A 26,295-nucleotide genomic window follows, 5' to 3' on the forward strand; every position below is an offset into this window, starting at 1 on the left:
TCCTCCATGCGTTTGCCGATTTTGACCCTCACGGCGGTCGCCGCGCTGTTCGTCGCGGCCGATGCCAGCGCGCAGACCTACGATCCGCGCTACCCCGTGTGCATGCACGTCTATACGCCCGGCGGCTTCACCGGTGGCGGCGGTGACTATTACGACTGCTCCTTCACCTCGCTGCCGCAATGCCGCGCCTCGGCCTCGGGCCGCGCGGCGAGTTGCGATCTCAATCCCTATTACGCCTTCGACGAACCGCCGCCACCGCGCCGGCGTCACAAGAGGGTGTACTGAGATCCGCGATACAGCGTACAGGAGCATTCTTCGTGCGTCTCTCGTTTAGCCTGATCAGCGCTGTTGCGGCAGTGCTCGTCGTCGCGCCCTCGCAGGCGCAGACCTTCGATCCTCGCTATCCCGTCTGCATGCACGTCTATTCCGGCGCGAATGGCGGTGGCGGGGAGTGGTACGACTGCTCCTTTACCTCGCTGCCGCAATGCCGCGCCACAGCTTGGGGGCGCGCCGCGGTCTGTAACCTCAATCCGTACTACCCGGTCAACGCACCGCCGCAACGTTTGCGTCACGGGCGAGCCGGCTAGCGCAAGGCGGACCCGCGCGCCCGCTTCGCTACGCCAGCTTGATCCCCCGATACGTCTGCCACCTTGCGCCAGCGGCTTCGCGCCGATCCCGTCTGGCTTGGTAAGGGATGAATAGAGTTAATCGCACACTAACCTGGTTTTACCTTGTCTCTTAACATCTGGGCAGGGCGCGCGGGCTAAGTTGCCGGAAACCAGCAGACGGCCCGCAAGAGTGAACAACATGACCACCGGCGTCATCGAGCAGCCGAAAGCGGCGCGCACGCCTTCGGCTTCGAAGATCTGGCTGAAGGCCATCGAGCTCACCGCGCGGATCGAGACGCTGCCGGGGCGGTTGTTCGCCGATGTCGTCGACGATTGGGCCCGGTGCCAGCCTGGGCGCATCGCGCTGGTCACGAATGACGCGGCGCTCGACTATGAAGACTTGTCGAAGCGCATCAATCGCTACGCGTGCTGGGCACGCTCGGTCGGCGTGGCCAAGGGCGATACAGTTGCGCTGATCATTCCGAACGGCACCGACTATGTTGCCGCCTGGCTCGGCATCAGCCGGATCGGCGGTGTGGTTGCGCTGATCAACACGAAGCTTGTCGGCCAATCGCTTGCGCATTGCCTCGATCTCGCAAAGCCGGCGCACATCATCGTCGCGCACGACCTGAGGGTGATGCTGGAGAGCGCAACCCCGTATATGAAGACGCAGTCTAAGGTCTGGACCCACGGCGATGCTCGCGGCGAACGCGCGATCGACGTCGCGCTCGCCGTCCTCGAGGACGGCCCGCTCTCGCCGGAGGAACACGGCAAGATCACCATCGACGACCGTGCGCTGCTGATCTACACCTCTGGCACCACCGGCCTCCCAAAAGCGGCCAGCATCAGCCACCGCCGCATTCTCAATTGGGGTTTTTGGTTCGCCGGCCTCACCGGCGCGACGCCGCAGGATCGGCTCTACGATTGTCTGCCGCTATTCCACTCGGTCGGCGGCATCGTCGCGCCGTGCAGCATGCTGGCTGCCGGCGGCTCGGTAGTGATTGCGGAAAAATTCTCGGCTTCGCATTTCTGGTCCGACATTGTGCGGCATGACTGCACGCTGTTCCAGTATATCGGCGAGCTCTGCCGCTACCTGCTGAAGGCGGCGCCGTCGGAATACGAAAATCAGCACCGCCTGCGGCTCGTCTGCGGCAACGGCCTGCGCGGCGACATCTGGGAGGATTTCCAGGCGCGCTTTTCCATCCCGCGCATCCTCGAATTCTACGCCGCGACGGAAGGCAATTTCTCGCTGTTCAACGTCGAGGGACAGCCGGGCGCGATCGGGCGCGTCCCGCCTCTGCTCGCGCACCGCTTTCCGGCCAGTCTCGTCAAGCTCGACCCCGACAGCGGCACGCCTCTACGTAGTGACGAGGGCTTCTGCATCGCCTGCGCCCGCGGTGAGCCTGGCGAAGCCATCGGCCGCATCGGCACCGCGGACGAGGGCGGCGGCCGCTTCGAGGGCTACACCGACGCCGGCGAGACCGAAAAGAAGATTCTGCGCGACGTCTTTGCCAAGGGCGATGCCTGGTTCCGCACCGGCGATCTGATGCGGATTGATGACAAGGGCTTTTTCCATTTCGTCGACCGCATCGGCGACACCTTCCGCTGGAAGGGCGAGAATGTCGCGACCTCGGAAGTCAACGATGCCGTTCGCGACTTCGCCGGCGTGATCGACGCCACCACCTATGGCGTCAGCGTTTCCGGTGCGGATGGCCGTGCCGGCATGAGCGCGCTCGTCGTGAACGAGGGCTTTGATATTGCCGCACTGCCCGTCCATCTCGCGCACCGGCTGCCGGCCTATGCCCGTCCCGTCTTCATCCGTATCTCCAGCGAAATCGATGCGACCGAGACGTTCAAGCAGAAGAAGGGCGAGCTCGCGCGGGAGGGATTCGACCCCAGTGCGATAAGCGATCCGCTATTCATGTTCGATCCGACGTCGGGGGCCTACGTCACGCTCGATTCAGAGGCGTTTACGAAGATCCTTGAAGGAACGGTCCGGCTGTAGCGCCCGGAAATCCGCCGATCGGTCCAATTTTATCTGAATTGTCCAAGAAGCCATTTACTTCTGTCGGGTAAACAGACGCCATGGGATGCGGTCATCAAGAGCCGCCGCAACACGAACGATAACGAAAAGCGAGCCAGCCATGTCGGTAAGGTCTAAGGTCATCGAAGCGATCCAGCAGATCGCCAAGGAGCAGCACGTCACGCTCCCCGCATTGTCGGACGATCTGTCGTTACACGAGACGGGCTTCGACTCGCTCGCCTTCGCGATTCTCGTGGCGCGGCTCGAGGACGAGATCGGCGTCGACCCCTTCACCATTTCCGAGGACGCCGCGTTCCCCGCCACGGTGGGCGATTTCGTGCGAGCCTACGAAAATGTCCCCGCGTGAGATCTTTGCGCTTCGCGACCATCTCGGCGCCGAGCTGAAGGGCCGCACGATCTCCGATGCGCAGGATGTCGTGTCGCTGACCGACATCCTGGCGCACACGGTTCTGGGCGGTCGCCTGCGCGAGCTGTCGGGCCGTGCCGTGCTGCTCAAGCTGTCCGACCAGCTCCGGTCCGGTCTTGCCATGATCGAGCTCGACGGCATCGCACGTCGCATGTTGCTGTGTCCGCCGGACCTCAATCCGGCGCATCTCGACGCCTTGATCGCGGATGCCGGGATCGATGCGGTCGTCACCGATGAGCCCGATCGCTGGGCGGAGACCTGTGTGCCGCTGGTCGTCGTCGCGCGATTGCCGCTTCAAGCCACCGCGCCGGCCAAGTCCGAGCGCGCGACCGAATGGCTGATGCTCACCTCGGGGACCTCAGGCGTGCCAAAGATCGTCGGCCATACGCTGGAAGCCTTGACCGGAGCGATTGTTGCCGAAGGCCCGGCGCGTGGTCCGGCGCCGATATGGGCAACCTTCTACGACATTCGCCGCTATGGTGGCCTGCAGATATTCCTCCGCGCCGTTCTCTCCGGCGGCTCGATGGTGCTATCCGATCCGCATGAAGCGCTCGCCGATCACGTCGCGCGGCTGAAGGCGCGCGGCGTCTCGCACATCTCAGGCACGCCCTCGCATTGGCGCAAGCTCCTGATGAGCGGTTCGGCGGCGCAATTCGCCCCGGCTTACGTCCGTCTCTCCGGCGAGATCGCCGACCAGGCGGTGCTGGACGGCTTGAAGGCGGCGTTCCCCAATGCTTCCGTCGGCCATGCTTATGCCTCAACTGAGGCCGGCGTCGGCTTCGCCGTGAATGACGGGCTGGAAGGCTTTCCGGCCAGTTATCTCGGCAACCGCAACGGCGTCGAGATGAAGGTCGTCGACGGCTCGCTGCGGATCCGCTCGGCGCGCACGGCGCATGCCTATGTCGGCCGCAATGCGGCGGCGCTCACCGACGCCGACGGCTTCGTCGACAGCGGCGACATCGTCGAGCTGCGCGGCGACCGCTATTATTTCGTCGGCCGTCGCGGCGGCATCATCAATATCGGCGGCCTGAAGGTCCACCCCGAGGAGATCGAGGCGGTGATCAACCGCCATCCCGACGTGCGGATGTCGCGGGCCAAATCCCGCCGTAGCCCGATCACCGGCGGCATCGTCGTCGCCGACGTGATCCTCGCCGACGGTACCGATCAGGCACGCGTGAAGGAGATCCGCGATCAGATCCTGGAGCAGTGCCGCGCCCAGCTCGCGTCCCACAAGGTGCCGGCGGTGGTCCGCTTCGTCGAGGCACTCGACGTCACCCCGGCCGGAAAACTGGCGCGTACCGATGCATAATGTTCTCGTCACCGGTGGCAGCCGCGGCATTGGGCTAGCGATTGCGAGGCGCCTCGTTGGTGCAGGCTTCAACGTAATCGCGGCCGCGCGGCGCGAGAGCGACGAGCTCAAGGCGGCCATCGCCGGGTCCGAGGGGCGTCTGCACTTCCGCGCTTGCGATCTTGCCGTGATCGATGCGATTCCGGCCTTCGCAAAGCTCGTGCGCGACGAGTTCGGCCCGATCTACGGTCTCGTCAACAATGCCGGCCTCGGCACCGAAGGCCTGCTCGCCACCATGCACAATTCCGAGATCGCGGCGCTGGTGCAGCTCAACGTGCTGTCGCCGATCATCCTCACCAAATATGTCGCGCGGCAGATGATGGCGGACGGCGCCGGCCGCATTATCAACATCTCCTCGATCATCGCGACCACCGGCTACAACGGCCTCTCGGTCTACGGCGCGACCAAGGCGGCCGCCACCGGCTTCACCCGCTCGCTCGCGCGCGAGGTCGGCAAGCTCGGCATCACCGTGAATGCGATCGCTCCGGGCTTCATCGACACCGAGCTCACCCACGATCTCTCCGACGAGGGACGCAAGCGCATCGCCGGCCGCAGCGCGCTGCGCCGCCTCCCGGAGACGGACGATGTCGCGCGCATGGTGGAATACCTGTTGGGGGAAGGCGGCCGCAATGTCACCGGGACGGTGTTCACTGTCGACGCAGGGAATACGGCATAAGCGGAACTCTGCCGTTATGATCGCATTGATCCGGCACAATGACATCCAGCCGGATTTGGTCGTAAGATGCCCCGCACCCGATTGGGTTACGTCAATCGATCTGCCCTAATCGACAGGGAGCAGTCCATGACCACGCCAAACATGACGGCTTCAAATCAGGGCCACACGGAGCAATCCCGTGCGAACCCGGACGATGTCCACTGCACGCCAATGTCGCAGCAAAATTCCGGCGGTCACGGGCACGAAATGCACCTGCAGCAATTCGTTCGCCTGATCGGCTGCCATGATGCGTCTCTCGATACCGTGCGCAAGCGTCAGGACGAGAAGCTGCACTAGGCGCTCGGGCCCGAGACTTCTCCAAATCAATTCGTTCATGTGACAATTCCGGTGGCCGCTTGTGCGCATTGCACCGGCGTGCAAGCTTGTTGTCCGGCTTCATTTCAACCAATGATCTGGACATCGCGGAAGCCGGCCCGCGAACCCAGATCGCTCCCGCCACGTATTTGTCTCGCAAGGCGCCATCTCAACCATCCGGCATCACCCGATGACATCATCCTTCTATGGCGGCATTCCCGTCTTCCGAGGCTTCACCAGCCTGATGGATCCTGCGCTGTATTCGCCGTTGCCGGACGACTGGAGCATCGGTGTTGCCGATATCGTCGATTCGACCAAGGCGATCGCGGCGCAACGCTACAAGGCCGTGAACATGGCCGGCGCCGCCGTGATCGCGGCGGTGACCAACGCGCTGGGAGGGCGCGAATTCCCCTTCGTGTTCGGCGGCGATGGCGCGAGCTTCGCGGTCGCGCCGGACGATATCGAACTTGCCCGCGAAGCACTGGCTGCGACCGCGACCTGGGTGCGGGAGGATCTCGATCTGACCATGCGCATCGCACTGGTGCCGGTCGGCGTCATTCGCGCTCAAGGCCTTGACGTGCGCGTCGCCCGGTTTGGACCGTCGGCAAACCTGTCCTATGCGATGTTCTCGGGCGGCGGGCTTGCCTGGGCCGACGCCGCGATGAAGCGCGGCGAGTTTGCGGTCAAGGAGGCGTCCGCCGGCACACAACCGGACCTCTCCGGCCTGTCGTGCCGATTCGAGGTGATGCCGGCTGCCCGCGGCCTGATCCTGTCAGTGCTAGTGATGCCGGCGCGCGGCGTCGATCCGCACGCCTTCCGCCAGGTGATCGAGGACATCATCCATCTCGTCGAGCGTAGTCCGGAGGGCGGCCGCCCGGTGCCGCCGCAGGGGCCGCCGCTGAAATGGCCGCCGCAGGGGCTGGAGCTCGAAGCCCGCACCAGGCGCGGCGGTCCGCTGCTCGCGCGCAGAGCCAGCGTGCTGGCCTATACGCTGTTCGCCTATCTGATCATGCGCTTCGACATCAAGATCGGTGGTTTCGTGCCCAGCCTCTATAAGCGCCAGGTCGTCGAGAACTCGGACTTCCGCAAGTACGACGACGGTCTGCGCATGATTCTCGACTGCACTCCGCAGCTCGAGCGCGCGTTGAGCGCTCGCCTCGCGGCCGCCGCGCACGACGGCATTGTGCGCTATGGCGTCCATCAGCAGGATGCCGCGATGATGACCTGCTTCACGCCCTCGGCGCTGCGCAGCGACCATGTGCACTTCATCGACGGCGCGCGGGGCGGCTATGCCTCGGCGGCGACCGCGTTGAAGGCGATGACGGCGTAAAAGACTCTCGTGTCCCGGATGCGCTGCGGCACGCAGTGACGCTGCGCAGAGCCGGGGCACGTTCGGAAGCTCAGCGACCAGCGCGGGTCCAGGTTTCACCGCTGCAGAGCGCGCCGACGCAGCCTTCGACCCGCAGCGAGTCCGCGCCAGTCAGGCTGATGCTGCTCGCATAGGTGCTGCCATCGTCGGCATTGTAGATCTGACCCGCCCATTTGTTCGGTCCTGCGGGCTCCATGCCGCTGAACAATGGCAAGCCGATCATCGGACGCCTGGCGAGGGCGGGATTGGGATTCTTGCTGTCGGTGGCGGGCTGGCCGGTTGAGGTGTCATAGGGCTCGCGCAGCCACACGATATGGCCGCAGATGCCGCCGCCGCATTTGCTGATCTTGACGCGTGCATCACCCGCCTGAGTCAGCCAGGTCCCGTCGGCGCTCTGCGCGTGGGCGGCAGTCGTGCCGAACAGCGCGGCGAGGAGGACGATGAGCGCAGCGAATCTGGACGTCATGGAAAAGCCCCGAAATGGAGCGCCTCCATAGCAGCCCGGCAAGATAGTGCAACGCTGGATGGAATCACTTTCCTGCGTTTATACTTGCATTGATCTTCCTGCGATCATTTGCCCCAGCGCACGAAGGCGACCGAGGCTGCGGTCGACAGCCCGAACACGACCATGGCGCCGCCGACCAGCGCGAACAGCGTCCAGGCCGGCGCCTGCGCCATCATCAGGCCAGCTCCGCCGATCGCGACGATCAGAAGCCGTGCGGTGGAAGCGAGCACGGGGCCTCCGACGCGTGCGGCGCCTTGCGAGGAGAAGTACAGCGACACGCCCATGCCGAAGAACACGAAGGCCGGACCTGCCCAGTGGAAATAGCTGTGCGCAGCGGCGGTGACACCGGCATCCTGCGTGAACAGCGCGACCCACAGCGACGGAGCAAGTGCGACGGCGAGGCCGATCAGGCCGACCGTGAGTCCGGAGGCCGCGGCGGCCGTCCAGGCCACATGCCGCGCGCGCGTCATATGTCCGGCGCCGATCGCCATGCCGACCATCGGCACCGAGGCGATGCCGAAGGCGAAGGTGATCGGGATCAGCAAGAACTCCAACCGCGATCCGATGCCGTAGCCTGCCAGCATCTCGGTGCCGAAGGTCGCGAGAATCTTCGTGAAGATCAGAATGGTGAGCACGGTCTGGAGCGGCGACAGGCAGGCCACCGCGCCGACTTTGAGGATGTCCAGGAACATCGCACGCTCGAAATGAAAGGCGCGAAAATCGAGCTGCAACCGGCTGCGGCCGGACAGGAGATACCAGAGGAAGAAGATCGCGGCGCAGCTGAACGCGATCAGCTGCCCGCTCGCCACGCCCGGCATGCCGAATTGCGGCACTCCGAACAGGCCAAGCCCCAGCGTGCCGCCAAGCGCGATCTGGAGCACGCTCGCCCCGATCAGCGTCATCGAGGGCAGGCGCATATCGCCGGTGCCGCGGATCACCGAGGCCAGCGTGTTGACGAGCCAGATCGCGATCGCGCCGGAGAACAGTACCTGCGAATAGCCGCTGGCTTCCTCGAGCACGCGCTCGCGGCCGCCGAGCAGCGCGAAGAAGGAGCGGCCGAAGACGAGCATCATCACCGTGAAGAACAGCCCGCCACAGAGGCCGATGATGGCGGCGTGCAGCGCCAGCGTCGCGGCGCGGTCGTGATTGCCCGCACCGAGCGCGCGGCTGATCGCTGACGATACGCCGCCGCCCATCGCGCCCGCACTCATCATCTGCGTCAGCATCGCGAACGGAAACACCAGCGCGATCGCGGCGAGCGGAATGGTGCCGAGCCGGCCGATATAGGAGGTCTCGGCAACGGCAACCAGCGTGCTGCCGACCATCGCGATCATGTTGGGGATCGCGAGCCGCAGCAGCGTCGGCAGGATCGGCGCGGTCAGGAGGCTGGCGATGGGTGAGGCGACCGGCGCAACCGGCGGGACGGCGTCTAAGGGGGCGTCGATCGTCATGTGTCACGGTGCGGAATATTGGATGATGATCGACATATTATAGGGCGCGCGAGACCCGCGCCAGCCCTCATCTCACGCAGGGCTTACCAGGGCAGGCCGCATAGGTCGATGGTGCCCAGCGTCGGCGCCCGGACGATGTCGAAGACATACGGCGCCATGTAGTCGAAGCGGATCCGCCCCTCCGGCTGCTCGCAATAGACCTCGCCCTTGAAGGGCTGCCATTTGCGGCCCTCGTAGAAAGCGAAATTGTGCGGCTCGCAGAACAGGAGCCCGAAGCGGACCGCCTCGTTGGCACGCATGGTATGCACTGCCGCGTCGATCGCGATCGTCGCGTAGCCGCGGCCGCGCCGGTCCGCGCGCGTGCAGACGCCGCCGATGCCGCCGACGTGAACCTTCTGTCCATTCCAGGTCACCGTGCGGAAGTAGACGCCGACATGGCAGACGAGCCCGTCCTCGGGCGTCTCGATCAGCACGCGCAGGTCCGCATTGGCCCATTTGACGTGAGCCCAGCGCGGCTTTTCCGCCGCATCGTGTCCCCAGACCGTGCTGAGCAGCGGCTTTGCGATCGGCCACGAGGCGTCGCCGTTCAAAATGTCGATCTCGATGCTCATGGCTCTGTCTTTCGCAACCTCGGTGCGTAGGGCATTCGTTCTGCCATAAGCGCCTCAAAGGCAATGATATTTTGCATCAAACCACCAAGGCTGCGCGAATGTCCGCGTGCTGCGCTGATTTTATGCAATCGTGCCAAGCGTCCCCGTCACGCGTTTTCGAAATTCTGAGGTATTTAATGGCAGCGGAACCTTCTATAAGAGGTGACCGTTATAACTCGTTCCCCACCAGTTGCGGACAAGAACCCATGACCTTTACGCTGCCCCCACTCCCTTACGCCTATGACGCCCTCGGCCAGTACATGTCGAAGGAGACGCTGGAATATCACCACGACAAGCATCATCAGGCCTACGTCACCAACGGCAACAACGCGCTCAAGGGGACCGAATGGGAAGGCAAGTCCCTTGAAGAGATCGTCAAGGGCTCGTTCGGCAAGAACCCTGCGGTGTTCAACAATGCCGGCCAGCACTACAACCACATCCACTTCTGGAGCTGGATGAAGCCCAATGGCGGCGGCACCAAGCTGCCGGGCAAGCTCGAGAAGAAGATCAACGAGGACCTCGGCGGCTTCGACAAGTTCAAGACCGACTTCCAGGCGGCCGGCGTCGGCCAGTTCGGCTCCGGCTGGTGCTGGCTCCAGGTCAAGAACGGCAAGCTCGAGATCTCCAAGACGCCGAACGGCGAGAATCCGCTGGTGCACGGCGCCACCCCGATCCTCGGCTGCGACGTCTGGGAGCACTCCTACTACATCGACTATCGCAACCGCCGGCCCGACTATCTCAAGGCGTTCGTCGAGAACCTCGTGAACTGGGAATACGTCGAGTCCCTGTTCGAGAAGGCGTAAGTTTCACTCCGTCGTCCCGGGGCGATGCGCAGCATCGAACCCGGGATCTCGAGATTCCGGGTTCGGCTTCGCCGCCCCGGAATGACAGATAAGGCGGTCGCATGCGCGGCCGCCTTTTTGCTGTGCGGAATTCATCCATAGAAATCGGTGCAGTCCCTCTCCCGCTTGCGGGGGAGGGGCTGGGGTGGGGGTGTCTCCACGGTGGGAATCTCAGCGTGGAGAGAGCCCCCACCCGGCGCTTCGCGCCGACCTCCTCCGCAACCGGTGGAGGTTGACCGCCCCTGTGGCACCGCCGTTGCCTAAAGCCATTCGTGCGAGTCCTGCGTGGTGCGCGCACGGGTCTGTCATCGTACCGTTTGCATCGGGGGAACGGCGCCCGTAATCAGGACGGGCATCACCCTCGAGCCACTCCACATCCGTTGTTAGAACTTTCCCCGAAAGACCCGGCGCCTGCCGAGGACGCGGAGTCCGAGCCGCGGCCGGGGCGTGTGCGCAAGCCGATCGGCTGGTCGACCATCATCATCGCGATCCTGGTGGCGGTGAGCGCAACACTGGTTTGGCGGCGCGACGGCGTCGACGGCGTTCTGGACATTCTCACTCACGATCTCTCGTTGTTCGGCGGCATCCTGCCGCGCGTGCTGGCAGGCTGCCTGCTTGGCGCCTTCATCTCCGAGATCCTGCCGCACGAAAAAGTCTCGCGGTCGCTCGGGCCGAAATCCGGTCTGATGGGCCTTCTGATCGGGACCGCCTTCGGCGCGATCCTGCCCGGAGGCCCCTTCACCGCCTATCCCGTGGCGAGCGCGCTGCTGGCAGTCGGCGCCGATTTCGGCGCCACCATCGCCATGGTCGTGAGCTGGACCTTGATCGGCTATGGCCGGGCAGTCGCGTGGGAAATCCCGATCATGGGCACCGATTTCACGCTGTGGCGGATCGTCATCTCGCTGCCGCTGCCGGTGCTCGCAGGCGCCCTTGGCCGCTTCGTCTATGTCAGGCTCTATCCGAAGCCGCTCACGAAGGATGACGAGGGTTGAGCGCAGCGCTTCTGATCGACATCCTGCTGTGGGGCTCGGTGCTCGGCGTCGGGCTGATCGCCTTCCGCCGGGGCCCGCCGGTGTTCAAGGCCTCGCTGCGCGAAGGCTCGATGGACTTCGTCAACATCGTGCCGCGGATCGCGCTGGGTGTGATCGGCTCCGGCTACATCGCGGCGATCATCCCGCAGGAGGTGATCACCGGCTGGCTCGGTCCGGACAGCGGCTGGCTCGGGGTCGCGACTGCCGTGGTCGCTGGCGCGGCCACGCCCGGCGGTCCCGTGATCGGCTTCTCCATCGGCACCGTAGCGCTGAAGTCGGGCGGCGGGGTGCCCCAGGTGGTCGCCTATGTCGTCGCCTGGGCGCTGTTTGCCTTCCAACGGGTCATCTTGTGGGAAATACCGTTCATGCCGGCCCGCTTCGTCTGGTTCCGCTGCGCCGTCTCGGTGCCGTTCCCGTTCGTGGCGGCCGCCATCGCCATGGTGATCGGCAAGCCCTAAGCCGGCGTGGATGCTTTGGGGCGTCATTCCGGGGCGGCTCGAAGAGCCGAACTATGGTGCGCAGTTGCGCACCTGAGAGTCTCGAGATCCCGGGTTCTATGCTCCGCATAGCCCCGGGATGACACCTCAAAGCGTGGACAGGGGTAATGTTATAATATAACATCCTCCAATGGTTCCCGCCGCGTCCCACGCCCATCATCACGACCGTGCCCACGGCCACTCTCATGGCAAGCCGCATTCGCATGGGCACGACCACACCCATGCCCATGTTCACGATGCGGCCTCACCGCATCCTGCCCAGGCGGCGCCCTGGTCGATCCTGCGCATGACCATGGCGGGCCGTGTCGCGGCCGCGCTCGCCGTCTGCGCCGTGCTCTGGGGCATCGTCTTCCTGGCGATGAGGTGACCATGGCGGCGCTCCACTTTCACAACGTCACGCTCGGCTATGACCGGCATCCGGCCGTGCATCATCTCAGCGGCGAGATCGCCGTGGGGGCGCTGGTCGCCGTGATCGGTCCGAACGGCGCAGGCAAGTCGACGCTGCTGCGCGGCATCGTCGGCATCCTCAGGCCGCTCGACGGCAGCATCCATCTCGGCGGGCTCGACAGCAAAGACATTGCCTATCTGCCGCAAAGCGCAGAGATCGACCGCAGCTTCCCTATCTCGGTGTTCGATTTCGTCAGCACCGGGCTGTGGCGCGGGGCCGGCCTGTTTGGCGGCATCGGCAAGGCCGCGCGCGACAAGATACTCCGTGCGATCGCGTCCGTCGGTCTCAACGGGTTCGAGAACCGCCCGATCGGCACGCTCTCGGGCGGTCAGATGCAGCGCGTGCTGTTCGCGCGCGTGCTGCTTCAGGATGCGAGCCTGATCGTGCTCGACGAGCCCTTCAACGCCATCGACAGCAAGACCACGGCCGATCTGCTCGCGCTGGTCAAGCGCTGGCACGGTGAGGGCCGCACGGTGCTCGCCGCGCTGCACGACCTGGAGATGGTGCGCAACCATTTCAGCGAGACGCTGGTGCTAGCGCGGGGCCCAGTCGCGTGGGGCCCGACGGCAGAGGTGCTGACGCCGGAGAACCTGCTGGTCGCGATGCGGATGTGCGAAGCCTTTGACGACAGCGCCGCGGCATGCGGCGAAGATGGGCGCTCCCAGGCGGCGTGATCACAGATGCTCTATGACGCGCTGATCGGTCCGTTCACCGAATTCGAGTTCATGCGGCGGGCGCTCGCCGCCGTGATCGCGCTGGCGCTGGCGGGCGCGCCGATCGGCGTGTTTCTGATGCTGCGGCGGATGAGCCTCGTCGGCGATGCCATGGCGCATGCGATCCTGCCGGGCGCGGCCGTCGGATTCCTGCTGTCGGGCCTCAATTTGTTCGCGATGACGGCCGGCGGCCTGATCGCCGGCTTTGCCGTCGCGATCCTCGCCGGCGTGGTGGCGCGATCGACCGGGCTGAAGGAGGATGCGTCGCTGGCAACCTTCTATCTGGCCTCGCTCGCGCTGGGCGTCACCATCGTCTCGATCAAGGGCACCAATATCGACCTCTTGCACGTGCTGTTCGGCAACATCCTCGCAATGGATGATCAGACGCTGCTGGTGGTGGCCTTCAACGCCACGATCACGCTGCTGGTGCTCGCCGTGATCTACCGTCCGCTGGTGATCGAGAGCGTCGATCCCCTGTTCCTGCGCACCGTCAGCCGCGCCGGGGGGCCTGCGCACCTCGCCTTTCTCGCGCTCGTCGTCATCAATCTCGTCAATGGCTTTCAGGCGCTCGGCACGCTGCTTGCGGTCGGCCTCATGATATTGCCCGCCGGCATCGCGCGATTCTGGTCGCGCGATCTCACCGCGATGATCTGCATCGCCGTCGTCGCTGCGACGGTCTCGGGCTATGCGGGCCTCGTGCTGTCGTTCCAGACCCGTGTGCCGTCAGGTCCCGCGATCATTCTCGTGGCGACCGTGCTCTACGTGGTCTCCGTCCTGTTCGGGCGCGTCGGCGGCATTGTCCGGCAGCTGTTTCCCGGCCGGCATCTGGAAGCGTGACGATGCGACTGATCCTGTTTTGTGCGCTGTTGCTGATCGCCTCGCCGCTGCACGCCGCGGAGCGGCTCAATGTCGTTGCGAGCTTCTCGATTCTCGGTGATTTCGTCCGCAATGTCGGTGGTGACCGCATCAATCTGACGACGCTGGTCGGCGCCGACAGCGATGTCCACGTCTACACGCCTGCACCAAGCGATGCGAAGCGAGTCGCGGATGCAAAGCTCGTCATCGTCAACGGGCTCGGGCTCGAGGGTTGGCTGCCGCGCCTCGTGCAATCCGCGGGCAGCAAGGCGCAGGTGGTCACGGCAAGCGCCGGCATCGCGCCGCTGAAATTAGGCTCGGCCGCAGATCCCCATGCCTGGCAGTCTATCCTCAAGGCCAAGATCTACGTCACCGACATCACCAATGCGCTGGCCGCGGCTGCTCCGGATGACGCGGAGTTCTTCCGCGCCCAGGCCAAGACCTATTTGGAAAAGCTCGAAGCCCTTGACCGTGAGGTCCGCGAGGCCGTGGCAAAAATCCCACCCGAGCGGCGCAAGGTGATCTCCACCCACAATGCCTTCGGCTATTTTTCCGCCGAATACGGTATCCAGTTCATCGCCCCCCTCGGCGTCTCAACGGAAACCGAACCGAGCGCGCGCGACATTGCGGCCATCATCGGCCAGATCAAGGCCCAGAAGATCCCGGCCGTGTTCCTGGAAAATATCAGCGATGACCGCCTCATCCGGCGGATCGCGGCCGAGACCGGGGCAAAGGTCGGCGGGACCCTGATTTCCGACGGTTTGACCGGCGAAAAGGGGCCTGCACCCACTTACATTGACATGGTCAGGCACAATATAAAGGCCCTGACCAGCGCGCTTGACCACTAGGGCAGGGGCCACCCCGCCTCGCGTCGCGCGAAAAGCCTTAAAGTCCGGAGTTGTTATGTCTGAAGCGACGTCCCAAAAGATTCCCGTGACCGTCCTGACCGGCTATCTCGGTGCCGGCAAGACCACGCTCCTGAACCGCATTCTGTCCGAGAACCACGGCAAGAAATACGCCGTCATCGTCAACGAATTCGGCGAGATTGGCATCGACAACGACCTCATCATCGGCGCCGATGAGGAAGTGTTCGAGATGAACAATGGTTGCATCTGCTGCACCGTGCGCGGCGACCTCGTCCGCATCATGGACGGGCTTATGAAGCGCAAGGGCAAGTTCGACGCCATCATCGTCGAGACCACCGGTCTCGCTGATCCGGCGCCCGTCGCCCAGACCTTCTTCGTCGATGAGGATGTGCAGAAGAACGCGCGGCTCGATGCGGTGGTCACGGTCGCCGATGCCAAGTGGCTGTCGGACCGGTTGAAGGACGCACCAGAGGCCAAGAACCAGATCGCCTTTGCCGACGTCATCGTGCTGAACAAGACCGACCTCGTCAACAAGGGCGAGCTCGCCGAGGTCGAGGCCCGCATCCGCGGCATCAACCCCTATGCGAAACTCCATCGCACCGAGCGCTGCTCGGTGGCGCTCGCCGACGTGCTCGACCGCGGCGCCTTCGATCTCGACCGCATCCTCGACATCGAGCCTGATTTCCTGGAGGCCGACGATCACGACCACGACCATGATCATCACCACCATCACGGCCACGACCATCATCACCACGATCACGGCCTGAAGCACTATCACGATGAGGAGATGCAGTCGCTCTCCCTCAAGACCGACAAGCCGCTCGATCCCAACGTGTTCATGCCCTGGCTGCAGAACCTGGTGCAGGTCGAGGGCGGCAAGATCCTGCGCTCCAAGGGTATCCTCGCCTTCCACGACGACGACGACCGCTACGTCTTCCAGGGCGTCCACATGATGCTGGAGGGCAATCACCAGCGGAAGTGGAAGGAGGGCGAGCCGCGCGAGAGCCGCCTCGTCTTCATCGGTCGCGAATTGCCTGAGGAGGCGATCCGCAAGGGTTTCGAGAGCTGCATCGTCTCGTGATGAAAGAGTTCGCGCCGCCCCCGGATTCCGCCTCGATCGTCTCTGTCACCGACCGCGTCAAGCCTGTTGCGCTCGGCATGGCCGTGACCTCGGCGCATTTTCTTGGTCCTCGCGCCGCGTTCGTCGGCGGCGAGGAGAACGTCGCGTTCGTCGACGCCAAGGGTGAGATCACCAAGGTCGCAGTGCACAGCGGCGGCATTCTCTCGACAGCCTCCGACGGCAAGCGCCTTGTAATGGGCGGTGACGACGGCAAGGTCGTGTCGCTCGATGCCAAGGGCGAGGTGACGCTGCTCGCCACCGATCCCAAGCGGCGCTGGATCGACGCGGTGGCGTTGCACGCCGACGGCGCCTTCGCCTGGTCGGCCGGCAAGACGGCCACCGTCAAGAGCGGCAAAGCCGAGGAGAAGTCGATCGAGGTGCCCTCGACCGTCGGCGGACTTGCCTTCGCGCCGAAGGGCCTGCGTCTCGCGATCGCGCATTACAATGGCGTGACGCTGTGGTTTCCGAATATGGCGGGATCGGCCGAATTCCTGCCCTGGGCCGGCTCGCATCACGGCGTCACCTTCAGCCCCGACAACAAGTTTCTCGTCACAGCGATGCACGAGCCGGCGCTGCATGGCTGGCGGCTTGCCGACAACAGGCACATGCGCATGACCGGCTATCCCGGTCGTGTCCGCTCGATGTCCTGGAGCGTGGGCGGCAAGGGGCTCGCGACTTCGGGCGCCGACACCGTCATCATATGGCCGTTCGGCAGCAAGGACGGACCGATGGGCAAGGAGCCCGCGATGCTCGCGCCGCTGCAGGCGCGCGTGTCCGTGGTCGCCTGCCATCCGAAGAACGACATCCTCGCCGCCGGCTACAGCGACGGCACCGTGCTGATGGTGCGGCTGGAGGATGGCGCGGAGATCCTGGTGCGCCGCAACGGCACGCCGCCGGTCGCCGCGCTTGCCTGGAACGCCAAAGGCACGCTGCTGGCTTTCGCCGATGAAAATGGGGACGGCGGCCTGCTGGAGCTTTAATCTGTCATGGTTCCCGCCGTATAGGGGACCATGCGGTTTCTGACGACCTTCCAGCTTGCCGATTTCGCCGACACGCTGATCAGCCTGACCACGGCCTTCGTGCTGGGCACGCTGATCGGCGCCGAGCGGCAATACCGCCAGCGCACCGCGGGGCTGCGCACCAACGTGCTGGTCGCGGTGGGCGCGGCCGCCTTCGTCGATCTCGCCATGCACCTGACCGGCGCCGACGGCGCGGTGCGGGTGATCTCCTACGTCGTCTCTGGCATCGGCTTTCTCGGCGCCGGTGTCATCATGAAGCAGGGCATGGACGTGCGCGGCCTCAACACGGCGGCGACGCTATGGGCCTCGGCCGCGGTGGGCTCCTGCGCCGGCGCCGACATGGTCGCGCAGGCGGCCGCGTTGACAGTCTTCGTGATTGCCGGCAACACTATGCTGCGCCCGCTGGTCAACGCCATCAACCGCATCCCGCTGAACGAGAAGGCGCTGGAGGCAACCTACTATTTCAAGCTCGCGGTTGCGGCCGACGCCTTGCCCGACATGCGCGACCGCCTCGTCGACAAGCTCGAGGCGGCGAAATATGCGGTGGCCGACATCGAGGTCGCCGAGATCAGCGAGGACATTCTGGAGATCGCCGCCAAGCTGGTTGCGAGCGCGGTCGACCCGAACGAGCTGAACGCGGTGGCGACCGATCTGCAGCATTTGCCCGGCGTGCGGCATGCGACCTGGGAAGTCAGCACGACGGAGTGACGGTCGAGGGGCAGGCCTTCGTTAGTGGAAACGTGCAGGCCCAAGTTGCATCAACTGCTAGTTTTGGTAACTGTCAGCGCATGATCATGCGGATGGTACTCTGGCTGTTGGTTCTCATGGCCATTCCGGCTCGGGCCGATAGGGTCGGCTATAGCGGAGTCGTCGACCTCTCGGCCGAGGCAGGTACGCTTCGCGCGGAGCATCATCACGATTGGGGCGGTGCAAGCCAGAATGCACGATGGAAGATGATCTCTGCGACAAGAGATCCTTTCACGGCGGACAATGACTATTCCTATTTGCGCTTGTGCGACACCACGACGGGGACCGTATTGTTTCGCCGGCCCGTGCCGGCGCTGACATACATCTGGATTTCGCCCGATCTGAAATATGTGGTCGGGCTTTCCTGCTGATTCCGCTCGATGTCGCCCACCATTCCGGAATGATCTCGCCCACCGTTCCGATTTGATCTCGCCCGCCATTCCGAGATGATCTCGCCCACCATTCCGGGATGATGTCGCCCGGGGTGACGAGGCCTCTTCTGGCTCCGATACGGTCCGCCTTTCGGCTTTGCGAAGGGGGACCTGGATGCCGACGGAGAGGTTTGCGATGCGCCATGTGCGCGATGTGATCAGATTGAAGTCGGCCGGGATGCCGACCCGCGAGATTGCGCGGCGGGTGGGGACAGCCCCTTCGACGGTGCGGTTGACGATCCACCGGTTCGAGGCGGCGGGGCTGACCTGGCCATTGCCCGACGCCATCACCGACGCTGTGCTGGAAGCCCGGCTGTTCGCCAGCGCGGGAGCCGGTCCCGGCACCCGGCGGGGCCATCGCCGGCAGGCCGAGCCGGACTGGGCGGCGGTGCACCGCGAGCTCCGGCGCAAGCACGTGACGCTGTCGATCCTGTGGGAGGAGTACATCGCGGGCGAGCCCGGCGGGTATCGCTATTCGCGTTTCTGCGAGCTCTACCGCGCCTGGGAAGGCCGGCTGTCGGTGACGATGCGCCAGTCGCATGCGGCCGGCGACAAGCTGTTCGTTGACTATGCCGGCGACGGCGTCCCGGTGGTGATCGACCGGCGCACCGGCGAGCGGCGCAGTGCGCAGATTTTCGTCGCGGTGCTCGGCGCATCGAGCTTCACCTACGCGCAGGCGACCTGGACGCAGGGGCTCGCCGATTGGATCAGCGGCCACGTCGGCGCCTTCGAGGCGATCGGCGGCGTACCGGCGCTGCTGGTGCCGGACAACACCAAAGTCGCTGTGATCAAAGCCTGTCTCTACGATCCCAGGATCAATCGCAGCTATGCCGACATGGCGGCGCATTACGGCACCGCCATTCTGCCGGCCAGGCCGCGACGGCCGCGGGACAAGGCCAAGGTCGAGCAGGCGGTCCTGATGGTCGAACGCTGGCTGCTCGGGCGGCTGCGCCACCGCACCTTCCACAGCCTCGCCGACGTCAACGCGGCGATCGCCGAGTTGATGATCCGGCTCAACGAGGAGCGACCGATTAGGCGGCTCGGTGTCACCCGCCGCAAGCTGCTGGAGGAGATCGACCGGCCAGCGCTGAAGGCCCTGCCGGAGAACCCTTACGAGTTCGCCGAGTGGCGGATCTGCCGGGTCAGCATCGATTATCACGTCGAGGTCGAGGCGCATTATTACAGCGTTCCGCATCGCTTCGTCCGCGCCGAGGTGGAGGTGCGCTTCACGGCTCGCACCGTCGAGATCTTCCACAAGGGTGAGCGGATCGCCGCGCATCAGCGCATGAGCGGCAACCACAAGCACACGACCGTGCCGGAGCATATGGCCTCCAGTCATCGGCGCTACGCTGGCTGGACCATCGAGCGCATCCGTAAGGACGCCGCCTCGATCGGGCCGGCCACCGCGGCGCTGTGCGACCTGATCCTCGACGAGCGGGCGCATCCGGAACAGGGCTTCCGCGCCTGTCTCGGCATCATCCGGCTCGCCCGATCCTACGGGCACGAGCGGCTCGATGCCGCCGCCATGCGGGCGATCGATATTGGCGCGCGCACGTACGGCTCGGTCAAATCGATCCTTGCCAACAATCTCGATCGGCGTCCTTCACCCAAGCGCTCCGCGGACGACGCGCCGATCCTTCATCCCAACATCCGCGGGCCGCGCTACTACAATTAGGAGATCACATCTTGCTCACGCATCCGACCCTCGATCAACTCTACGCGCTCGGCCTGCATGGCATGGCCAAGGCCTTCGCCGACATCGAAGCCGGCGGCGAGGCCGCAAGCCTCGGCCACGCCGAATGGCTTGCGCTGCTGCTCGAACGCGAAGCGTCATTACGACGCGACAAGCGGCTGTCGAAGCGGCTGCAATACGCCAAGCTGCGCCAGGAGGCCTGCGTCGAAGACATCGACTACCGCACTCCACGCGGCCTCGACCGCAGCCTGCTGACGAAGCTGGTCGAAGGCCGCTGGATCGATGACCACGCTAACCTGCTGATCTGCGGGCCCTCCGGCGTCGGTAAGAGCTGGCTCGCCTCAGCGCTCGGCAACAAGGCCTGCCGTGACAATCGCTCCGTGCTCTACCAGCGCGTCCCGCGGCTGTTCACCGATCTCGCTTTGGCGCGCGGCGACGGCCGCCACTCCCGCCTGCTGCGCGCGCTTGGCCGCGTCGATCTCCTCATCTTCGACGACTGGGGCCTCGAGCCGCTCGACGCCGCCGCCCGCCACGACCTCCTGGAGATCCTCGAGGACCGCTACGGCCGCCGCTCCACCATCGTCACCAGCCAGCTCCCGGTCGATCAATGGCACGCGCTGATCGGCGATCCCACCTACGCCGACGCCGTCCTCGACCGCCTGGTCCATAACGCCCACCGGATCGATCTCAACGGCGAAAGCATGCGGCGAACCCGCAAACCCGACCGAAAGGCTTGAGCCTGTGGCGCTGTGGACATGCCGCTACGCTTGGACAACGCAAGAGCGTCGCCCACATGCCCACAGCAGGAGCAACAGAAAAACCAACCCGTCGAGCCGCGATTCAAGATTGACCACGCGGCTTCGCCGATGCCAGAAACCAGACAGCCAGAACGCCTCGCGCCCCGGGCGACATCAAATCGGAATGGTGGGCGAGATCATCTCGGAATCCTGGGCGAGATCAAATCGGTACACCCGGGCGAGATCATCGGAATCAGCAGGCTTTCCCATGTGATGCTTTGGAATCCGTATCAGCTCGTTGTCTTTTCAAGGTTGGGCGATCGCTTGCTCGCGCGCGACATGGTTGGTGCGCCGGAAACGAGACGCAGCGTGACGAACTGGATCTATTGGTACAAGGAGCCAATACCCAAGATGACCATCGTCGAGCGTGGAGGGACGGCCACGCTGTCGGTCGAAAACGAGCTTGGCGTTCCTCGTGAATTTCAGTTCCCCGCAGCCCACTGACCGGGTGGAACCGGCGCGCCCCAGTTTCGTTGATCCCGTGGACAAAGGCGGTGATCGACATGCCCGGCCACGATGACAAGCGCAGACTGAAGCTCGACCTGGCAATCGCCGCTGCGCTGTTCGCAGCAGGCGCTGTGGTGTCGGTGATATCGCTCGCGCAAATCCGCGCCGAAAGCCGGATGGAGCTGGCACAGGCGACGCCACCGCTGCGGGGCACCCCGTCCGACGATCAAAGTAAGACACCTGCGGAGTCCAAGCCCGGCGGCGACCGGCCCACCACGCCGGCGCCCGAACCAGCGCGGCCGGATTCCCAGACGCAGGGCGCAGCGGGTGCCGCCAAGCCGGCGCTGCCGCCGGCTCCGGCGGAGAAGGTCGCGCCGCCGATTGAGAAGAAGTAGGCGGCGCTCCTACACACGCGCTGTCATCGCCCGGCTCATCGCACCAGAATATTCCGGAACTGCCAGGGATCGCTCGTATCGATATCTTCCGGAAACAGTCCCGGACGATCGGTCAGCGGCGTCCAGTCGGTGTAGAAACCCTTCACCGGGCCGAGATACGGCAGCTGGATTTCCAAGAGGCGATCGAAGTCCATCTCGTCGGCTTCGACGATGCCTTCGTTCGGGTTCTCCAGCGCCCACACCATGCCGCCGAGCACGGCGGAGGTCACCTGCAGGCCGGTGGCGTTCTGATAGGGCGCGAGCTTGCGGGTCTCTTCGATGGAGAGCTGCGAGCCGTACCAATAGGCATTCTTGTCATGGCCGAACAGCAGCACGCCGAGCTCGTCGATGCCGTCGACGATCTCGTTCTCGTCGAGGATGTGGTGCTTCTCCTGCATCTTCCCGGCGCGGCCGAACATCTCGTGCAGCGACAGCACCGCATCGTCAGCGGGATGGTAGGCATAGTGGCAGGTCGGCCGATAGATCGCCTTGCCCGACGCGTCGCGCACGGTGAAGTAATCCGCGATCGAGATCGACTCGTTGTGGGTGACGAGAAAGCCGTATTGCGTACCGCGGGTCGGGCACCAGGTGCGCACGCGCGTGTTGGCCCCGGGCTGCATCAGATAGATGGCGGCGCCGCAGCCGGCTTCGTGGGTGTGTGCATTCTCGGGCATCCATTTCTCATGAGTGCCCCAGCCGAGTTCGGATGGCTGCATGCCCTCGGACAGGAAACCTTCGACCGACCAGGTGTTGACGAAGACATCAGGCTCCTTCGGCTTCTTGGAGCGCTGAGTGTCGCGTTCGGCGATATGGATGCCCTTGATGCCGGCCTGCCGCATCAAATCCGCCCATTCGGCCTTGGTCTTCGGCCTGGGGGCATTGAGCTTCAGATCGGCGGCGACATTGAGGAGCGCCTGCTTGACGAAAAAGGAGACCATGCCGGGATTTGCGCCACAGCACGAGACCGCCGTCGTCGAGCCCGCCGGGCGCGCCCTCTTGGCGGCCAGCGTCGCTTCGCGAAGCGCGTAGTTGGAGCGCGCTTCCGGGCCCTTCGAGGAATCGAAATAGAAGCCGAGCCAGGGCTCGTTGACGGTGTCGATGTAGAGAGCACCGAGCTCGTTGCAGAGCTCCATGATGTCGGTCGAGCCGGTATCGACCGAGAGATTGACGCAAAAGCCCTGGCCGCCGCCCTCGGTGAGCAGCGGGGTCAGCACCTCGCGATAATTGTCCTTGGTCAGGCCCTTCTGGATGAAGCGGACATTGTGCTTCTCGCAAAGCGCCTTGCGGCCCTCGTCCTTGGGGTCGAGCACGGTGATGCGCGACTTGTCGTAGTCGAGGTGCCGCTCGATCAACGGCAGGGTGCCTTTGCCGATGGAGCCGAAGCCGACCATGACGATGGGGCCGGTGATCTTCGCGTAGATCTGCGAGGCGGGGCTCATGGGATGGTTTCTCCAGAAAGTGCTGGCGGACAAACAGTGAGGGGGTGATCAGGCGCTGCGGCGCTTGGCGGTGACTTCGATCTCGACCTTCATCTCGGGCTTGGCGAGAGCGGTGACGACCAGCAACGTCGCGGCCGGCCTGATGTCACCGAGAACCTCGCCGCAGACGGCAAAGTGGGCATCGATGTAGCTGGCGTCGGTGACGTAGTAGGTCGCACGGACGATATCGGCCATCTCGAATCCGCCCTCCTTCAGGGCAGCTTCGATGGTCTTGAAGCAGTTGCGTGACTGTCTCGTGACATCGGCCGGCATCGTCATCGTGGTGTAGTCATAGCCGGTGGTTCCCGCGACGAAGGCGAACTCGCCGTCGATCACGGCGCGGCTATAGCCGACGGTCTTCTCGAGGGGAGAGCCGGTTGAGATCAGGCGACGGGGCATGGTCAGGGACCTCGACGGAAGGGTGTTTCGCGGGGTTAAAGGGCGTTTCTCGCGCCTGCGCAACCCCCAAGGAAAGAGCTTAGCGCAGGCGCAGCGGAGCGTTGCCGCTCAATGCGGCTCTCGGTCTTCGCTATCAAAGCGATCCGTTAGGCCGCGTGCGCCTGGAGGGCGCGAACCGACCTCCGCTTGGGCAAGGCCGCACCGGTCGGGACGATCATCCCTTCGACGCCATCAAGCGCACCTTCGGCGAACTCGATCGCCAGCAGACGATCGCGCTCGAATGGGCCGGGCAGCGACAGCTCGCCGGTCTTCTCGGTCGAGAAGCCGAAACGGGCGTAATAGGGCGCGTCGCCGAGCAGGATCACGGCGGCATGCCCGCGCGCCCGGGCGGCAGCCAGCGCTTGGTGCATCAGCGCGGCGCCGATCCCGAGCTCGCGGCAGGCAGGATCCACCGCCAGCGGTCCGAGGACCAGAGCGGGCCTGCCTCCGGCGCTGACGTGCCACAGCCGCACGGTTCCCACGAGTTTTCCCTCGCGCACGGCGGCCAGCGCGAGGCCGGCAGCAGGCGCGCGTCCGTCGCGCAGGCGCTGGCAGGTGCGGCCGTGGCGGTTCTCGCCAAAGCAGGCATCGAGCAGCGCTTCACGCATCGCGACGTCTCCAGCACGTTCCGCACGGATCACGAACGGAGCGGCTTTCGAGGTGAGGGCGATCTGTGGCTTCCGAGGAGCAGTCATGGCACGTCATCCCCGCTTGAATCCGTGCGCAATCGGCACGCGGATTCGAGCGTCGTCAGAATGGCAATGTCGGGGAGGAGCCGGCGGACCGGCTCCCGGGTTCGTCAGGCCTCAGGCAGAGAGGCGGATCAGATGTGATACGTCTTCAGCGGCGGGATGCCGTTGAACGCCACCGACGAGTAGGTCGACGTATAGGCCCCGGTGCCTTCGATCAGCACCTTGTCGCCGATCTCGAGCGTGACGGGGAGCGGATACGGGCTCTTCTCGTACAGCACGTCGGCGCTGTCGCAGGTGGGACCTGCGAGCACGCACGGCGTCATGTCCGCACTGTCGTGACGGGTGCGGATGGCGTAGCGGATCGACTCGTCCATCGTCTCGGCGAGACCGCCGAACTTGCCGATGTCGAGATATACCCAGCGCACCTCGTCCTCGTCGCTCTTCTTCGAGATGAGCACGACCTCGGATTCGATGATGCCGGCGTTGCCCACCATGCCGCGGCCCGGCTCGATGATGGTCTCCGGGATCTGGTTGCCGAAGTGCTTGCGCAGCGCGCGGAAGATCGAGCGGCCGTAGGTCACGACCGGCGGCACGTCCTTCAGGTACTTGGTCGGGAAGCCGCCACCCATGTTGACCATGGACAGGTTGATGCCCCGCTCGGCGCAGTCGCGGAACACCTGCGAGGCCATCGCCAAGGCACGGTCCCACGCCTTCACCTTGCGCTGCTGCGAGCCGACATGGAAGGAGATGCCGCACGGCTCCAGGCCCAGGCGCTTGGCGAGGTCGAGCACCTCGACCGCCATCTCCGGGTCGCAGCCGAACTTGCGCGACAGCGGCCACTCGGCGCCGGCGCAGTCATAGAGGATGCGGCAGAACACCTTCGCAGCCGGCGCGGCACGGGCGACCTTCTCGACCTCGGCGGCGCAATCGACCGCGAACAGCCGGATGCCGAGCGCGAAGGCGCGCGCGATGTCGCGCTCCTTCTTGATCGTGTTGCCGAAGGAGATGCGGTCGGGCGTCGCACCCGCGGCCAGCGCCATCTCGATCTCGGCGACGGTGGCGGTGTCGAAGCAGGAGCCCATGGAGGCGAGCAGGGCCAGCACTTCCGGCGCCGGGTTCGCCTTGACGGCGTAGAACACGCGGCTGTCGGGCAGCGCCTTGGCGAAGCTCTGGTAGTTGTCGCGCACGACCTCGAGATCGACGACGAGGCACGGCTCGGTGTCGAGGCCTTCTTTGCGGCGGTTGCGCAGGAATTCCTGAATACGTTCGGTCATGGCACTCTCCAACGGTCCCAGCGACGGGAGCCATATCAACGTGACGTCTGATGAGAGTGCTTCGGCCACACCGCGCGATGGAGGCGCGCTGAGGCCAAAAAACTCAAACCAGACTGTGCTGCCGTGGATTGGTTGGGAGAGATTCCCGCCCGCTCACCTGGCAATGAAGGACAAGCCTTTTCAGTAGCCCGCGCCGGCGTTGGACTGCCGGTAGAGACCAAAAAAGCCCGATCCGTCGTTGCTTTAAGTCGCGTCCCCCGTTGAGAGCGGGGTGCGCCGGTTCGCCTCCGGCTGCCAGTCACGGTTGCAAAGAGCGAAGTCACCTTCGACATGGCACCTCTTTGAGAGAGATGCTGGGCGCTCCGGGTTTGCTTCGTCGTCCGACCTTCGGTCTTGCGACATCAGGTCTTCGACTTCTGCACTTCCGAAGAGCCCCTCGGCTTCTTCACCCCTTGGCGGCTGTCCGGCCTCTTGTCCGGATACCTACCGACTGACACACGACCACAGGCACGTGCGAAATTGGGCAAGAGCGCAAATAAGCGTTTTGACTCTGCTTCGCAAGAATTTTTTTAGGTTGAGAACGAATTGCCTAACATCTGCTTGCGCAGTGTTGCGCGAGCGACGCGGAAGATGAACAGGCGTTAAGTTTTTTGCGGCGCGTGTGTGTTGCTCACGCGCGAGAAGCGTCAGCCGCGCTTCGTGAAGGGCTCGACGCGTTGAGCGCCGCGGATGAACGCGGTCATCACGAGCACACCGAGTGTGAACAGCACGGCCTGGAGGATGTGCGCGCCCTGGTCGCCGAGCCCGAGCAGGATCGCGAGCGCCCAGCCGCCGGCGAAGGCTGCTCCGAACACCTCGGCGCCGATCAGGATGGCGGCGCTGATGACGGTGATCACGCTGGGCCAGACGATCTGGCGGGAAGAGGAAGAAGGCGCGTTCATGGGGCTCGGGGTCCTGACTTCGAGGGCCGCAATCTCCCCGAAAAGGCGGCCGGGAGCAAGGGCAAATGGCCCAAAAAAGCCCCATCGCGTGCTATAGCTGGCCGCCGCAATCGAGCCACGA

31 protein-coding genes are annotated in these 26,295 nt (G+C 64.8%); 23 read left to right on the forward strand and 8 right to left on the reverse strand.

The features are described from left to right. The first annotated feature begins 6 nt into the window (after nucleotides 1-6). From P6U29_RS05170 to P6U29_RS05205, 8 genes are all read left to right on the forward strand, one after another. A complete protein-coding gene (locus tag P6U29_RS05170; protein ID WP_407116612.1) occupies nucleotides 7-285 on the forward strand; it encodes a DUF3551 domain-containing protein in 279 nt (92 codons plus the stop codon). A gap of 32 nt (nucleotides 286-317) precedes the next feature. Continuing rightward, the gene (locus tag P6U29_RS05175) at nucleotides 318-587 is read left to right on the forward strand and encodes a DUF3551 domain-containing protein (protein WP_407116613.1); all 270 of its coding nucleotides are present in this window, start codon (nucleotides 318-320) and stop codon (nucleotides 585-587) included. 211 nt (nucleotides 588-798) lie between these two features. After that, nucleotides 799-2,613, forward strand: coding sequence for a long-chain-acyl-CoA synthetase (locus P6U29_RS05180; RefSeq protein WP_407116614.1), 1,815 nt, complete (start codon nucleotides 799-801; stop codon nucleotides 2,611-2,613). A 139-nt stretch (nucleotides 2,614-2,752) separates the two neighbouring features. After that, nucleotides 2,753-2,998, forward strand: coding sequence for an acyl carrier protein (locus tag P6U29_RS05185; protein WP_370137778.1), 246 nt, complete (start codon nucleotides 2,753-2,755; stop codon nucleotides 2,996-2,998). Further along, the gene (locus P6U29_RS05190) at nucleotides 2,985-4,367 is read left to right on the forward strand and encodes a class I adenylate-forming enzyme family protein (protein ID WP_407116615.1); all 1,383 of its coding nucleotides are present in this window, start codon (nucleotides 2,985-2,987) and stop codon (nucleotides 4,365-4,367) included. Before P6U29_RS05185 ends, P6U29_RS05190 begins: the two co-directional genes overlap by 14 nt. Continuing rightward, a complete protein-coding gene (locus tag P6U29_RS05195) occupies nucleotides 4,360-5,082 on the forward strand; it encodes an SDR family NAD(P)-dependent oxidoreductase (protein ID WP_407116616.1) in 723 nt (240 codons plus the stop codon). The genes P6U29_RS05190 and P6U29_RS05195 overlap by 8 nt, the downstream gene beginning before the upstream one ends. A gap of 126 nt (nucleotides 5,083-5,208) precedes the next feature. Next, entirely contained in the window at nucleotides 5,209-5,418 is a 210-nt protein-coding gene (locus P6U29_RS05200) for a hypothetical protein (protein WP_407116617.1), read from the forward strand. 208 nt (nucleotides 5,419-5,626) lie between these two features. Continuing rightward, nucleotides 5,627-6,766: a DUF3095 domain-containing protein gene (locus P6U29_RS05205; RefSeq protein WP_407116618.1), complete on the forward strand. Its 1,140-nt coding sequence runs from the start codon at nucleotides 5,627-5,629 to the stop codon at nucleotides 6,764-6,766. A 70-nt stretch (nucleotides 6,767-6,836) separates the two neighbouring features. On the opposite strand, the gene P6U29_RS05210 is transcribed toward P6U29_RS05205, so the two are convergent. The 3 genes from P6U29_RS05210 to P6U29_RS05220 form a co-directional block, all read right to left on the reverse strand. Continuing rightward, entirely contained in the window at nucleotides 6,837-7,271 is a 435-nt protein-coding gene (locus P6U29_RS05210; RefSeq protein ID WP_407116619.1) for a DUF2147 domain-containing protein, read from the reverse strand. Nucleotides 7,272-7,375: 104 nt separating this feature from the next. Further along, a complete protein-coding gene (locus tag P6U29_RS05215) occupies nucleotides 7,376-8,761 on the reverse strand; it encodes an MATE family efflux transporter (protein ID WP_407116620.1) in 1,386 nt (461 codons plus the stop codon). Between the two features lie 83 nt (nucleotides 8,762-8,844). Next, nucleotides 8,845-9,372, reverse strand: coding sequence for a GNAT family N-acetyltransferase (locus P6U29_RS05220; protein WP_407116621.1), 528 nt, complete (start codon nucleotides 9,370-9,372; stop codon nucleotides 8,845-8,847). Nucleotides 9,373-9,617: 245 nt separating this feature from the next. Here P6U29_RS05220 and P6U29_RS05225 point away from each other — a divergent pair, with 245 nt between their 5' ends. From P6U29_RS05225 to P6U29_RS05295, 15 genes are all read left to right on the forward strand, one after another. Then, entirely contained in the window at nucleotides 9,618-10,214 is a 597-nt protein-coding gene (locus tag P6U29_RS05225) for a superoxide dismutase (protein WP_061846478.1), read from the forward strand. A 419-nt stretch (nucleotides 10,215-10,633) separates the two neighbouring features. Then, the gene (locus P6U29_RS05230; protein WP_407116622.1) at nucleotides 10,634-11,245 is read left to right on the forward strand and encodes a permease; all 612 of its coding nucleotides are present in this window, start codon (nucleotides 10,634-10,636) and stop codon (nucleotides 11,243-11,245) included. Next, nucleotides 11,242-11,742 (forward strand): hypothetical protein, encoded by a 501-nt coding sequence (locus tag P6U29_RS05235; RefSeq protein ID WP_407116623.1) that lies wholly within the window; start codon nucleotides 11,242-11,244, stop codon nucleotides 11,740-11,742. Before P6U29_RS05230 ends, P6U29_RS05235 begins: the two co-directional genes overlap by 4 nt. 169 nt (nucleotides 11,743-11,911) lie before the next feature. After that, nucleotides 11,912-12,148, forward strand: coding sequence for a hypothetical protein (locus P6U29_RS05240; RefSeq protein WP_407116624.1), 237 nt, complete (start codon nucleotides 11,912-11,914; stop codon nucleotides 12,146-12,148). Between the two features lie 2 nt (nucleotides 12,149-12,150). Then, nucleotides 12,151-12,903, forward strand: a complete 753-nt coding sequence (locus P6U29_RS05245; protein WP_407116625.1) for a metal ABC transporter ATP-binding protein — start codon at nucleotides 12,151-12,153, stop codon at nucleotides 12,901-12,903. Nucleotides 12,904-12,909: 6 nt separating this feature from the next. Beyond that, the gene (locus tag P6U29_RS05250; RefSeq protein ID WP_407116626.1) at nucleotides 12,910-13,779 is read left to right on the forward strand and encodes a metal ABC transporter permease; all 870 of its coding nucleotides are present in this window, start codon (nucleotides 12,910-12,912) and stop codon (nucleotides 13,777-13,779) included. 2 nt (nucleotides 13,780-13,781) lie between these two features. After that, nucleotides 13,782-14,645, forward strand: a complete 864-nt coding sequence (locus P6U29_RS05255) for a metal ABC transporter solute-binding protein, Zn/Mn family (protein ID WP_407116627.1) — start codon at nucleotides 13,782-13,784, stop codon at nucleotides 14,643-14,645. 55 nt (nucleotides 14,646-14,700) lie between these two features. Next, the gene (locus P6U29_RS05260; RefSeq protein WP_407116628.1) at nucleotides 14,701-15,744 is read left to right on the forward strand and encodes a CobW family GTP-binding protein; all 1,044 of its coding nucleotides are present in this window, start codon (nucleotides 14,701-14,703) and stop codon (nucleotides 15,742-15,744) included. Continuing rightward, nucleotides 15,744-16,763: a WD40 repeat domain-containing protein gene (locus P6U29_RS05265; RefSeq protein ID WP_407119245.1), complete on the forward strand. Its 1,020-nt coding sequence runs from the start codon at nucleotides 15,744-15,746 to the stop codon at nucleotides 16,761-16,763. Before P6U29_RS05260 ends, P6U29_RS05265 begins: the two co-directional genes overlap by 1 nt. A 30-nt stretch (nucleotides 16,764-16,793) precedes the next feature. Further along, complete coding sequence (locus P6U29_RS05270) at nucleotides 16,794-17,510, forward strand: MgtC/SapB family protein (protein WP_407116629.1); 717 nt, start codon at nucleotides 16,794-16,796, stop codon at nucleotides 17,508-17,510. After that, a complete protein-coding gene (locus tag P6U29_RS05275; RefSeq protein ID WP_407116630.1) occupies nucleotides 17,507-17,920 on the forward strand; it encodes a hypothetical protein in 414 nt (137 codons plus the stop codon). Before P6U29_RS05270 ends, P6U29_RS05275 begins: the two co-directional genes overlap by 4 nt. 196 nt (nucleotides 17,921-18,116) lie before the next feature. Further along, entirely contained in the window at nucleotides 18,117-19,655 is a 1,539-nt protein-coding gene (istA, locus tag P6U29_RS05280) for an IS21 family transposase (RefSeq protein ID WP_407119246.1), read from the forward strand. 11 nt (nucleotides 19,656-19,666) lie between these two features. After that, the gene (gene istB / locus P6U29_RS05285) at nucleotides 19,667-20,410 is read left to right on the forward strand and encodes an IS21-like element helper ATPase IstB (RefSeq protein ID WP_407112755.1); all 744 of its coding nucleotides are present in this window, start codon (nucleotides 19,667-19,669) and stop codon (nucleotides 20,408-20,410) included. A gap of 18 nt (nucleotides 20,411-20,428) precedes the next feature. After that, nucleotides 20,429-20,914, forward strand: a complete 486-nt coding sequence (locus P6U29_RS05290; RefSeq protein ID WP_407116631.1) for a hypothetical protein — start codon at nucleotides 20,429-20,431, stop codon at nucleotides 20,912-20,914. A 59-nt stretch (nucleotides 20,915-20,973) separates the two neighbouring features. After that, the gene (locus P6U29_RS05295; protein WP_407119247.1) at nucleotides 20,974-21,312 is read left to right on the forward strand and encodes a hypothetical protein; all 339 of its coding nucleotides are present in this window, start codon (nucleotides 20,974-20,976) and stop codon (nucleotides 21,310-21,312) included. 35 nt (nucleotides 21,313-21,347) lie between these two features. Here the strand turns inward: P6U29_RS05295 and P6U29_RS05300 are convergent, their stop codons facing one another. From P6U29_RS05300 to P6U29_RS05320, 5 genes are all read right to left on the reverse strand, one after another. After that, the gene (locus P6U29_RS05300) at nucleotides 21,348-22,790 is read right to left on the reverse strand and encodes a homospermidine synthase (protein ID WP_407116632.1); all 1,443 of its coding nucleotides are present in this window, start codon (nucleotides 22,788-22,790) and stop codon (nucleotides 21,348-21,350) included. 48 nt (nucleotides 22,791-22,838) lie between these two features. After that, nucleotides 22,839-23,228, reverse strand: a complete 390-nt coding sequence (locus P6U29_RS05305) for a RidA family protein (protein ID WP_407116633.1) — start codon at nucleotides 23,226-23,228, stop codon at nucleotides 22,839-22,841. A 146-nt stretch (nucleotides 23,229-23,374) separates the two neighbouring features. Next, entirely contained in the window at nucleotides 23,375-23,962 is a 588-nt protein-coding gene (locus P6U29_RS05310) for a GNAT family N-acetyltransferase (RefSeq protein ID WP_407116634.1), read from the reverse strand. A 128-nt stretch (nucleotides 23,963-24,090) separates the two neighbouring features. Continuing rightward, nucleotides 24,091-25,233: a type III PLP-dependent enzyme gene (locus tag P6U29_RS05315; protein WP_407116635.1), complete on the reverse strand. Its 1,143-nt coding sequence runs from the start codon at nucleotides 25,231-25,233 to the stop codon at nucleotides 24,091-24,093. Nucleotides 25,234-25,919: 686 nt separating this feature from the next. Beyond that, nucleotides 25,920-26,174: a hypothetical protein gene (locus P6U29_RS05320; protein ID WP_122400851.1), complete on the reverse strand. Its 255-nt coding sequence runs from the start codon at nucleotides 26,172-26,174 to the stop codon at nucleotides 25,920-25,922. Between the last annotated feature and the right edge of the window lie 121 nt (nucleotides 26,175-26,295).

The organism is Bradyrhizobium sp. LMG 9283 (assembly GCF_045571415.1).
Lineage (GTDB): Bacteria > Pseudomonadota > Alphaproteobacteria > Rhizobiales > Xanthobacteraceae > Bradyrhizobium.

What these genes read in the sequence shown, in the direction of transcription:
- istA (WP_407119246.1), top strand. Translation starts at nt 18,117, where the DNA reads ATGCGCCATGTGCGCGATGTGATCAGATTGAAGTCGGCCGGGATGCCG.
- P6U29_RS05290 (WP_407116631.1), top strand. Translation starts at nt 20,429, where the DNA reads ATGCCGCTACGCTTGGACAACGCAAGAGCGTCGCCCACATGCCCACAG.
- P6U29_RS05220 (WP_407116621.1), bottom strand. Translation starts at nt 9,372, where the DNA reads ATGAGCATCGAGATCGACATTTTGAACGGCGACGCCTCGTGGCCGATC.
- P6U29_RS05270 (WP_407116629.1), top strand. Translation starts at nt 16,794, where the DNA reads ATGCGGTTTCTGACGACCTTCCAGCTTGCCGATTTCGCCGACACGCTG.
- P6U29_RS05315 (WP_407116635.1), bottom strand. Translation starts at nt 25,233, where the DNA reads ATGACCGAACGTATTCAGGAATTCCTGCGCAACCGCCGCAAAGAAGGC.
- P6U29_RS05170 (WP_407116612.1), top strand. Translation starts at nt 7, where the DNA reads ATGCGTTTGCCGATTTTGACCCTCACGGCGGTCGCCGCGCTGTTCGTC.
- P6U29_RS05215 (WP_407116620.1), bottom strand. Translation starts at nt 8,761, where the DNA reads ATGACGATCGACGCCCCCTTAGACGCCGTCCCGCCGGTTGCGCCGGTC.
- P6U29_RS05255 (WP_407116627.1), top strand. Translation starts at nt 13,782, where the DNA reads ATGCGACTGATCCTGTTTTGTGCGCTGTTGCTGATCGCCTCGCCGCTG.
- P6U29_RS05260 (WP_407116628.1), top strand. Translation starts at nt 14,701, where the DNA reads ATGTCTGAAGCGACGTCCCAAAAGATTCCCGTGACCGTCCTGACCGGC.
- P6U29_RS05320 (WP_122400851.1), bottom strand. Translation starts at nt 26,174, where the DNA reads ATGAACGCGCCTTCTTCCTCTTCCCGCCAGATCGTCTGGCCCAGCGTG.
- P6U29_RS05210 (WP_407116619.1), bottom strand. Translation starts at nt 7,271, where the DNA reads ATGACGTCCAGATTCGCTGCGCTCATCGTCCTCCTCGCCGCGCTGTTC.
- P6U29_RS05205 (WP_407116618.1), top strand. Translation starts at nt 5,627, where the DNA reads ATGACATCATCCTTCTATGGCGGCATTCCCGTCTTCCGAGGCTTCACC.
- P6U29_RS05225 (WP_061846478.1), top strand. Translation starts at nt 9,618, where the DNA reads ATGACCTTTACGCTGCCCCCACTCCCTTACGCCTATGACGCCCTCGGC.
- P6U29_RS05240 (WP_407116624.1), top strand. Translation starts at nt 11,912, where the DNA reads ATGGTTCCCGCCGCGTCCCACGCCCATCATCACGACCGTGCCCACGGC.
- P6U29_RS05295 (WP_407119247.1), top strand. Translation starts at nt 20,974, where the DNA reads ATGCCCGGCCACGATGACAAGCGCAGACTGAAGCTCGACCTGGCAATC.
- P6U29_RS05245 (WP_407116625.1), top strand. Translation starts at nt 12,151, where the DNA reads ATGGCGGCGCTCCACTTTCACAACGTCACGCTCGGCTATGACCGGCAT.
- P6U29_RS05305 (WP_407116633.1), bottom strand. Translation starts at nt 23,228, where the DNA reads ATGCCCCGTCGCCTGATCTCAACCGGCTCTCCCCTCGAGAAGACCGTC.
- P6U29_RS05185 (WP_370137778.1), top strand. Translation starts at nt 2,753, where the DNA reads ATGTCGGTAAGGTCTAAGGTCATCGAAGCGATCCAGCAGATCGCCAAG.
- P6U29_RS05190 (WP_407116615.1), top strand. Translation starts at nt 2,985, where the DNA reads ATGTCCCCGCGTGAGATCTTTGCGCTTCGCGACCATCTCGGCGCCGAG.
- P6U29_RS05250 (WP_407116626.1), top strand. Translation starts at nt 12,910, where the DNA reads ATGCTCTATGACGCGCTGATCGGTCCGTTCACCGAATTCGAGTTCATG.
- P6U29_RS05200 (WP_407116617.1), top strand. Translation starts at nt 5,209, where the DNA reads ATGACCACGCCAAACATGACGGCTTCAAATCAGGGCCACACGGAGCAA.
- P6U29_RS05300 (WP_407116632.1), bottom strand. Translation starts at nt 22,790, where the DNA reads ATGAGCCCCGCCTCGCAGATCTACGCGAAGATCACCGGCCCCATCGTC.
- P6U29_RS05195 (WP_407116616.1), top strand. Translation starts at nt 4,360, where the DNA reads ATGCATAATGTTCTCGTCACCGGTGGCAGCCGCGGCATTGGGCTAGCG.
- P6U29_RS05310 (WP_407116634.1), bottom strand. Translation starts at nt 23,962, where the DNA reads ATGACTGCTCCTCGGAAGCCACAGATCGCCCTCACCTCGAAAGCCGCT.
- P6U29_RS05265 (WP_407119245.1), top strand. Translation starts at nt 15,744, where the DNA reads ATGAAAGAGTTCGCGCCGCCCCCGGATTCCGCCTCGATCGTCTCTGTC.